This is a genomic window from uncultured Candidatus Puniceispirillum sp. (assembly GCF_963979125.1).
In the GTDB taxonomy this organism is placed as follows: Bacteria; Pseudomonadota; Alphaproteobacteria; order Puniceispirillales; family Puniceispirillaceae; genus Puniceispirillum.
Genome location: NZ_CAXBVX010000093.1, coordinates 1 through 7,735, shown reverse-complemented (window position 1 = coordinate 7,735; position 7,735 = coordinate 1). Strand labels below are relative to the sequence as shown.

Here is a 7,735-nt window from a genome sequence, read left to right as displayed (position 1 = left end):
AAAATAGGGTATCTTGATACCTGAATGCTCCAGCACACCAGCCGACGCAAATAACAACACGAAATAAGCCCAGACAATGCCAGTATCACCAAGCGCGGACATGGTCAGCGATTTGGCAACAAAACCACTAAATAGTGGAAAAGCCGAAATCGACATGGCGCCAATGACACAGCAAACCATAGTAAATGGCATCTGCCGATAAAGACCACCAAGGGCTGAAGCCTTGATCGTCCCTACCTGATGCAGAACAGCTCCCATACTCATAAACAGCAGCGCCTTATAGATAATATGCACAAAGGCATGTGCTACCGCGCCATTAATCGCCAATTCACTGCCAATACCCACTGCTACAACCATAAACCCAAGTTGGTTGTTCAGGCTGAACGCCAAAACCCGCCGCAGGTCATTTTCAATAACAGCAAAAAATACCGGCAGTGCTGTCATCGAAGCGCCAATCCATATCAGATATTCTGTACCCGGAAATGCCCGTGCCAATGCATAAATCGCCAGTTTCGTCGTAAAGGCGGATAACGCTACAGTGCCCGTCGGCGTGGCTTCGGGATAGGCGTCCTGAAGCCAACCATTAAGAAACGGAAAAGCTGCCTTGATACCCAAGGCTATGAAAATAAACCAACTTGCCAGACTGCCCAGTTCCATTTTTTCAAACAGAATTGACTGCCCGTTTGCCGCCAGAATAGCCGCTCCACATAACAACAGAACGCCACTTGTTACCTGAAAGATCAAATAGCGCATTGACGCTTTGCGGGCGCGTTCGGTGTTGGATGCAAGGATCAGAAAAACCGACGTAATGGCGGTGGCTTCCCACCAGATGAAAAGCGTGATCAAATCACCAGCATGTAACGCCGCAATGGCCGCACCTGCATAGGACAAAGACGCTGTATGTTCCTGCCATTTCTGGTCATGCCAGCTATAGATAACGTTCAAAGCGGCAGCTAAATGGAAAATAATACCAAATGGCAAAGTCAACGCATCAGCACGATACAGGATCAACTCATAACCCATCACATGCCAGATCGCATGGATACCCTCGCCCGTGGATAAACCCCATGCAGATAGACCAATCATCACCAGCATCCATAGCTGGCGCGAAACATGGGGTATGAATGGCACTGCACAGGCACCAAGCAACATGATAATGCCGGGCGGCAGACTAGCGAACATGGTGGTCTCCCTCGGCATCTTCTTCATCAGCGTAATAGTGTTCGTCACGCATGATCAGACGACGTAGCAATTTGCCGACTTCAACAATGAAAACAAAAGCTATGAAACCGTATATCGCCGGAAACATGAAACTTTCTTCTATATGTGTTTCACCATGTCGATGCACAATAAATTCCAACACCAGCAAAATGGCGGCTATGACCAGCAAAAAGCGGGTAAATCGACTACCAAGCCGCGCCAGGTCCATCTGAACTTTTGAGGGTGATTTGGTCATGGCGACACCATCATAGACGCAAGATTTGCAAAAGGATCAACAAAGAAAAACAATAACAAGGATAACGCCGCCGTCACAACAGGCGGTATAATAACCAGCGGATGAAGCGTAATTTCAAGGTCTTTGATCTTTGGTTTGAAAAAGGCACGTGAAACAGGCTCAAGCAGATAATAGATATTCAATAGCGACGACAGACCAAGCACACCCAACACAAACAGCATACCGCTATCAACCGCACCAACCATCAAATAGAACTTTGACCAGCTACCTCCCAACGGGGGGATACCAATAATCGACAAAGCACCGAGGCAAAAAGCACCAAAAACCCATTTCAATTCAGGTCCCTGCCCGTCAAGATCGGAAACTTTGGTAACATGGGCGCATACATAAATAGCCCCAGCACAGAAGAACAAGGTAATTTTACCTGCAGCATGCATGACAATATGCAACGCGGCGCCCTGAACCGCTATGGCCGAAGCTAGCGCCGCACCTAACACAATATATGAAAGCTGACTGATCGTTGAATATGCCAGACGTGCCTTAATATCGTCCTTGGTGATCGCCACAAAGCTTGATGCCAGAATGGTGAATGAGGCAAGCCATACTAGCCAGTCTGAAGCCCCACTTGAGCTCAAGAAATCTGTTCCAAAAATATAGACAACCACAGTCAACATGGTGAAAACACCTGCCTTCACAACAGCCACGGCATGAAGCAGGGCTGAAACGGGCGTTGGCGCGACCATGGCTGCTGGCAACCAGCGATGAAACGGCATCAAAGCGGCTTTTCCAATGCCAAAGGCAAATAATGCCAAAAGATAAGGCGCGGCTTGTGGGCTGATAAAGCCTTCCAAAATGCCGCCTTGCTGGAAATCAAGCGTCCCTGTAGCCAGCCAGACCCAGATCACCGCTGGTAACAGCAACACCACTGATGTTCCCACCAGAATACCCATATATAGCCGACCTGCATTACGTGCGACTTTTGATTCCTTATGCGTCACCAATGGATAGGTGGAAAAGGTCAGTATTTCGTAAAAAATAAACAGCACCAGCAGATTGCCAGACCATGCAATGGCCAGTGCCGCATGCACCGCTACAGCATAAAAGGCGGCAAAACGGGTTTGCTGTTTTTCATGATTGCCGCGCATATAGCCAACCGAAAAGATCGCCGCCAGAATCCATAAACCTGATGCGACGAGGCCAAAAATGGCGCCAAGCGGCGTAACCGCAAATGTCAGTGAAATGCCATCGGCAAAACTGGCGACAACTAGGGTTGGCACATTTCCGGCCAGAACATCAATCGCCACATGTATGGCGGCAAATAACGTCACAACCGCGCCTATTGGGCCTGCTGCATCCCGCCATGTTGTGCGTACCGCCAGAAACGGCGTTAACAGTGCGACAATTAACGGTGCCAAAAGACCAAGAATAATGGCTGAATCTGAAGACATCATCACAAGCCCGCTCCGATCAACGCCTTGGCGGCAGCATCTGCGCTTGTAACCATCCAGCTTGCATCAATGCCAAACCATAAATTCAGCGCCACCAAAATCCATAAAGGCATATAAACTGCCGGATTTTCATCAAGCTTTGGGGCGTTTTGGGCGGCTGGTTGCATCCACATAACCTCAATAATTTTCCACAGGTAAATCACTGATAGCGCGCTACTGGCCAGCACTATGGCAACCAAAAGGTAGCTGTCAGTTTCCAGCATCGCCCGTACCAGATACAGTTTCGATATAAACCCAGCTGTCAGCGGCAAACCGATCAATGACAGGCCACAAACAACAAACGCTGTCGCGGTAATCGGCATCCGATGTCCCATTCCGGTCAGGCTATTAAGGTCAACACGGTTTCGCATCGCTGTAAAAAAGCCTGCAACCGCCATAAACAAGCCACCTTTGATGATTGCATGATTACCGATATGAATGAAACCGGCGGCGACACCTGATTTTGACGCAAGCCCAAATCCCAAAGTGATATAGCCAATCTGTGCGATTGATGACTGGGCAAGTAATTTTTTAATGTCGGATTCATAAATTGCCATGATCGTGCCAACAAAAATGCCCATCACCGACAAGGGTATGATCACCATTGTTAACGCCGAACCAATCATGTCGGCAAAACCGCCAAATACTGTAAATATCAAACGCGCCAGCACATAAATCGATGCCTTTGTGGCAATCGCCGCCAGCAGAACCGATACTGCCGAAGGCGCATAGCTATAAGCGGCAGGTAGCCAAATATGAACAGGGAAAACAGCCGCCTTGACCAGAATACCTGCTATCATAAAGCCAAACCCAACGAATATGACAATGCTATGTTCAATCTCAGGCAACCGCAGTGCCAGATCAGCCATATTCAATGTGCCAGTCACCGCATAGACAAAACCGATGCCGATTACGTAAAAGGTCGCCCCTACAGCACCAATGATCAGATAATTAAAAGCGGCGATAAGGCTACGTCGGTCAGTTCCAGCCCCCATTGCAATCAATATAACCGACGATAACGCCGAAATTTCCAGAAAAACAAACAGGTTAAAAGCATCAGCGGTCATTACCAGACCTGATAATCCGCCGCATACAAGCAACCAAGCAGCATAGGTCTTGCCACAGTCAGCCTCTGCAATTTCAGCTGGTATCAAATGCCGTGCTGCCAATGTCGCAACAAAGGCCAGCCCCATCATGATGGCCAATGTCATGCTGGTTGCTGAATCAACGACAAATTCAATACCCCATGGTGGCTCCCAATTGCCAAGATAATAGGATATTTCAACGCCCGTCAGCGTCACACTATGCAATAACAAGGCAATGACAAAACTAGCGCCCACAGCCGCAAGGCTAATGATCCACGCAAAAGCTGGCACAGGAATCAATGTAACAATGGCCGCCAGCAAAAGCGGTATCGCCACAAGTAAAGCTGGCAAATTCTGTATCAGATAACTAGCTGTCATGATGTTTGCTGTCCTTCACCGCCGTGCGCCGCCGGTTTGGTCGCTCAAGCGCGGCTTCGGCTTTCGCCGCCAGAAGTACACCTTCTTCGATTGATCCAAAGGCTTCGTTTATGCGCAAAACCAGCGCTAGCCCCAACGCAGTTGTTGCCACCCCAACCACAATCGCCGTCAAAATCAGCACATGCGGCAACGGATTTGAATAAACCGCCGACGGATCATCCATAAGAATTGGCGCGGTGCCGCCTGCCATCTTTCCAAGCGTGATATAGAACAAAAATACCGAGGTCTGGAAAATGGACAAACCGACAAGCTTTTTGACCAAATTCTGTCTTGAAATCACCACGAACAAACCTGCCATCATCAAGAAAATGACGACGTAATAATTCCACAGATCAGCGATAGCCAGCATACTCATGACTTGCCCTCGACAAAACCTGCAAACGCATGAAATAGCGCCAGCATGACACTGGTAACTGTCAGTCCTACACCCAATTCAACCAGCAAAATACCGATATGCTGCCCACTGCCAACATCACCTGTCAAAGCGGTATAATCGAGGAAGTAACCCCCATTTAGAATGCCCACTATACCCACAGCCCCATACAGCAGAACCCCCAGAGACATCAGCACAACATTGACTTTGGTTGATACCAGTTTGCGCCCTGCATCAAGACCAAACACAAGGCCATGCAAAATGAACGCCGACGCAATGATCACCCCCGCCTGAAAACCGCCACCAGGGCCGTAATCGCCATGGAACTGGACATACAAACCGAACATGATGATGGGTGCAAAAAGAATTTTGGCAACAACACGGAAAACAGGGTTATTCTGCATATCTAACCTGCTTTCTTTTTGTCTGATTTATGCTTGCGCGTGCGCGTAACACCAGCCAGCAGCAACAAAACGCCCAGACCCGCAGTAAATACAACTATCGTTTCCCCAAGCGTATCAAAACCGCGATAGCTTGCCAGAACCGTGGTCACGACATTCGGAATATGCAGAACCTCGCCACTTTCTGCCAGATAGCGTGGGGCAACATGCACATGTGCAGGCGCATTCGGATCCCCAATCGCGGGCAAATGCGCCGCCGCCGCTACAAGAAGCAGGCCGGCAATACCACAAATCATAAAAGCTGCCAGATTATTATGCGTTGCAGGTTTTTCCTCGGCAGGCAAATAGGCCATAGCGGCAAGAAACAAGACTGATGAAATACCAGCACCTACAGCCGCTTCGGTAAAGGCAACATCAACCGCATCAAGGTTGACAAAAAACGCCGCTGAAATCAGGGAATAGGCACCAGACATCACAATCACAGCAAAAAGCCGGCCTGTGCGTACGACCATTACGGCTATCACAACCAACAGACACATCAGAAAAATATTGATGAAAAGACCCGTCATTTGGCTTTACTCTTTTTCGCAGAACGCGTGGGTGTCGAAGACTTGCTAGGTAGTTTGCTTTCGCCTTCGGGCTTTACACCAAACTTATAGGCAGCTTGCACAACGGCATGGCCAGCAATTGGACTGGTAAAAAATAGAAAGATACCGATAAAAACCAATTTGACCGTTACCAATGTTAATCCCGCATGCAACATCATTCCAAGAATTAAAAAGCCGACACCAGCCGTGTCCACCATACCTACGGCATGCATACGGCTATAGACATCAGGAAGCCGAAGCAGACCAATACTGCCTATCAGCAAAGCTACAATGCCGATGAACAGGCACAATGATGACAAAATGGGAATGACTGTATCAATCATTTCCGTCCCCTCCACGCTTTGCATCACCAAGGCTTCCTGTGCTGAAAAGTTTTAGAACAGCGAATGTACCGATAAAATTAATCACCGCATACAGAATGGAAATATCAATAAATTCAGGGCGATTCATGACAAATCCATGCAGAGCTATTGCCAGAATGATAATTGTACCAATCGCATTAACAGCCAGAATACGGTCAAAGGCTGTTGGCCCAAAGCCAGTTCGGATCAGCGCCAGCACAATACAAACAGCACATGCCACCAATGCAGCTACCATCATCATGATCCTGCCTCCGCTTTAGGCACATCTTCCAAACCAGTAACGCGGCGATCCATCTCACCGCTACGAACATCATCACCAAAATCGCTATGAAGCGCATGAATAATAAAGGTCGATGATGCGCTTTCATGAATATCTATGGTTACGGTACCTGGCGTTAATGTGATCGAATTGGCATAGGTAGCAAGACCAGCGGCTGTGTGTTGCGACGCTGACACTTCAAAAATTTCTGGCTTCGCCCCGCCAAACAGAATGATTTTGGCAGTGGCTATGTTCGACATTATAATTTCACGTAAAAGCCACAGCAAATATGCAGGTAATCTGGCAAATATATGTGTTGGCAGTCCTTCGTGATCGCTAGCACCAATACGCCATGACAACCACGCACATAATGCACAGCTTAGAACCCCTAATGAGGTGATAAGCGGCGTGTAATGCCCAGACATTAAAAGCCATCCGGCAAAAAGTATCAAAAATAGAAGAACAACACGCATCATAGACTATGCACACCTCAAAATAAGAAATCTTATAATAGAGATATTTGTGCGAGTATCAATGCTTGCCAGCTTGATTTAGTTTGAAAAATTGTTATTTTTTTTCCGTAGCAACGTCCTTGCAAATTATCTAGCTTCACGATAATTTAAACAACCTAACAATAACGGCAAATAGCCCTATAAGGAATTGCAAATGGCCACCAAACCTGTATCGAATACAAAACCTCGTCCGGACCACGTGCCCGAGGAAAATGTATATGAAAAAATGCATTGGATGGTTATCGTTACATATGTATGCGCGGCTGTGGCTGTGGCTGCCATGATCATTAACGCTGGCTAATTCAAACAGCCTAGACATTATAGCAATTTTGATTTTCATTGATGGGAGCGCTAGTGGACGCTTTATACCAAAAGCAGATACTGTCACTAGCGCACCGTGCGCGTGCTAGCACCCTTGATTTTACGCCATCCCAGTCTGCCACATGCAACAATCCTGTTTGTGGCGACAAGGTAAGCGTGTCTATCGCTGTCAAGGCCGACCACATCGCAAATATCAGTGTTCATGTAAAAGGATGCGCCCTGTGCGAGGCCGGAGCTGGCCTATTGCTTGAATGCGCACAAAATGGAGATATTGCTGAGACAACAACGTTAGGGGCACAGCTAAATGCGTTTCTAACGTCCGGGGCAAATGACCAAAGTGAGACAGACGATGATCACGTCAACCGCTTTGCAGCTTTTGCGCCAGTCAAAGACATAAGCAACAGACATAAATGTGTATTGCTGGCTTTTGACG

At 47.7% G+C, this 7,735-nt stretch carries 11 protein-coding genes; 1 reads left to right on the top strand and 10 read right to left on the bottom strand.

The annotated features are described in order from the left end of the window. The 10 genes from ABNT28_RS08920 to ABNT28_RS08875 form a co-directional block, all read right to left on the bottom strand. The coding region (locus tag ABNT28_RS08920; RefSeq protein ID WP_348721419.1) for a proton-conducting transporter membrane subunit at positions 1 to 1,182 on the bottom strand (1,182 nt) is incomplete at its 3' end. Next, a complete protein-coding gene (locus ABNT28_RS08915; RefSeq protein ID WP_332923630.1) occupies positions 1,172 to 1,456 on the bottom strand; it encodes a hypothetical protein in 285 nt (94 codons plus the stop codon). The genes ABNT28_RS08920 and ABNT28_RS08915, both read right to left, overlap by 11 nt. Next, positions 1,453 to 2,907, bottom strand: coding sequence for a proton-conducting transporter membrane subunit (locus tag ABNT28_RS08910; RefSeq protein WP_348721418.1), 1,455 nt, complete (start codon positions 2,905 to 2,907; stop codon positions 1,453 to 1,455). Before ABNT28_RS08910 ends, ABNT28_RS08915 begins: the two co-directional genes overlap by 4 nt. Next, positions 2,907 to 4,406 carry a monovalent cation/H+ antiporter subunit D family protein gene (locus ABNT28_RS08905; protein WP_348721417.1) on the bottom strand — a complete coding sequence of 500 codons (1,500 nt, stop codon included), beginning with the start codon at positions 4,404 to 4,406 and terminating at the stop codon, positions 2,907 to 2,909. The genes ABNT28_RS08910 and ABNT28_RS08905 overlap by 1 nt, the downstream gene beginning before the upstream one ends. After that, a complete protein-coding gene (locus tag ABNT28_RS08900; RefSeq protein WP_332924189.1) occupies positions 4,396 to 4,821 on the bottom strand; it encodes a cation:proton antiporter subunit C in 426 nt (141 codons plus the stop codon). The genes ABNT28_RS08905 and ABNT28_RS08900 overlap by 11 nt, the downstream gene beginning before the upstream one ends. Beyond that, positions 4,818 to 5,243, bottom strand: coding sequence for a Na(+)/H(+) antiporter subunit B (locus ABNT28_RS08895; RefSeq protein ID WP_332924190.1), 426 nt, complete (start codon positions 5,241 to 5,243; stop codon positions 4,818 to 4,820). Before ABNT28_RS08895 ends, ABNT28_RS08900 begins: the two co-directional genes overlap by 4 nt. A gap of 2 nt (positions 5,244 to 5,245) precedes the next feature. Then, the gene (locus ABNT28_RS08890) at positions 5,246 to 5,809 is read right to left on the bottom strand and encodes a DUF4040 domain-containing protein (protein ID WP_332924191.1); all 564 of its coding nucleotides are present in this window, start codon (positions 5,807 to 5,809) and stop codon (positions 5,246 to 5,248) included. Continuing rightward, entirely contained in the window at positions 5,806 to 6,171 is a 366-nt protein-coding gene (gene mnhG, locus ABNT28_RS08885; RefSeq protein ID WP_332924192.1) for a monovalent cation/H(+) antiporter subunit G, read from the bottom strand. Before mnhG ends, ABNT28_RS08890 begins: the two co-directional genes overlap by 4 nt. After that, positions 6,164 to 6,451: a monovalent cation/H+ antiporter complex subunit F gene (locus tag ABNT28_RS08880; RefSeq protein ID WP_332924193.1), complete on the bottom strand. Its 288-nt coding sequence runs from the start codon at positions 6,449 to 6,451 to the stop codon at positions 6,164 to 6,166. Before ABNT28_RS08880 ends, mnhG begins: the two co-directional genes overlap by 8 nt. After that, on the bottom strand, positions 6,448 to 6,945 hold the full coding sequence (locus tag ABNT28_RS08875) for a Na+/H+ antiporter subunit E (RefSeq protein ID WP_348721416.1): 498 nt from the start codon (positions 6,943 to 6,945) through the stop codon (positions 6,448 to 6,450). The genes ABNT28_RS08880 and ABNT28_RS08875 overlap by 4 nt, the downstream gene beginning before the upstream one ends. Before the next feature lie 390 nt (positions 6,946 to 7,335). Here ABNT28_RS08875 and ABNT28_RS08870 point away from each other — a divergent pair. Further along, on the top strand, positions 7,336 to 7,735 hold a 400-nt coding region (locus ABNT28_RS08870; RefSeq protein WP_332924195.1), incomplete at its 3' end, for an iron-sulfur cluster assembly scaffold protein.

Bases quoted from the DNA above. Each gene is read 5' to 3' on its own strand.
- ABNT28_RS08915 (WP_332923630.1), bottom strand. From the start codon at position 1,456: ATGACCAAATCACCCTCAAAAGTTCAGATGGACCTGGCGCGGCTTGGT.
- ABNT28_RS08910 (WP_348721418.1), bottom strand. From the start codon at position 2,907: ATGATGTCTTCAGATTCAGCCATTATTCTTGGTCTTTTGGCACCGTTA.
- ABNT28_RS08905 (WP_348721417.1), bottom strand. From the start codon at position 4,406: ATGACAGCTAGTTATCTGATACAGAATTTGCCAGCTTTACTTGTGGCG.
- ABNT28_RS08900 (WP_332924189.1), bottom strand. From the start codon at position 4,821: ATGAGTATGCTGGCTATCGCTGATCTGTGGAATTATTACGTCGTCATT.
- ABNT28_RS08895 (WP_332924190.1), bottom strand. From the start codon at position 5,243: ATGCAGAATAACCCTGTTTTCCGTGTTGTTGCCAAAATTCTTTTTGCA.
- ABNT28_RS08890 (WP_332924191.1), bottom strand. From the start codon at position 5,809: ATGACGGGTCTTTTCATCAATATTTTTCTGATGTGTCTGTTGGTTGTG.
- mnhG (WP_332924192.1), bottom strand. From the start codon at position 6,171: ATGATTGATACAGTCATTCCCATTTTGTCATCATTGTGCCTGTTCATC.
- ABNT28_RS08880 (WP_332924193.1), bottom strand. From the start codon at position 6,451: ATGATGATGGTAGCTGCATTGGTGGCATGTGCTGTTTGTATTGTGCTG.
- ABNT28_RS08875 (WP_348721416.1), bottom strand. From the start codon at position 6,945: ATGATGCGTGTTGTTCTTCTATTTTTGATACTTTTTGCCGGATGGCTT.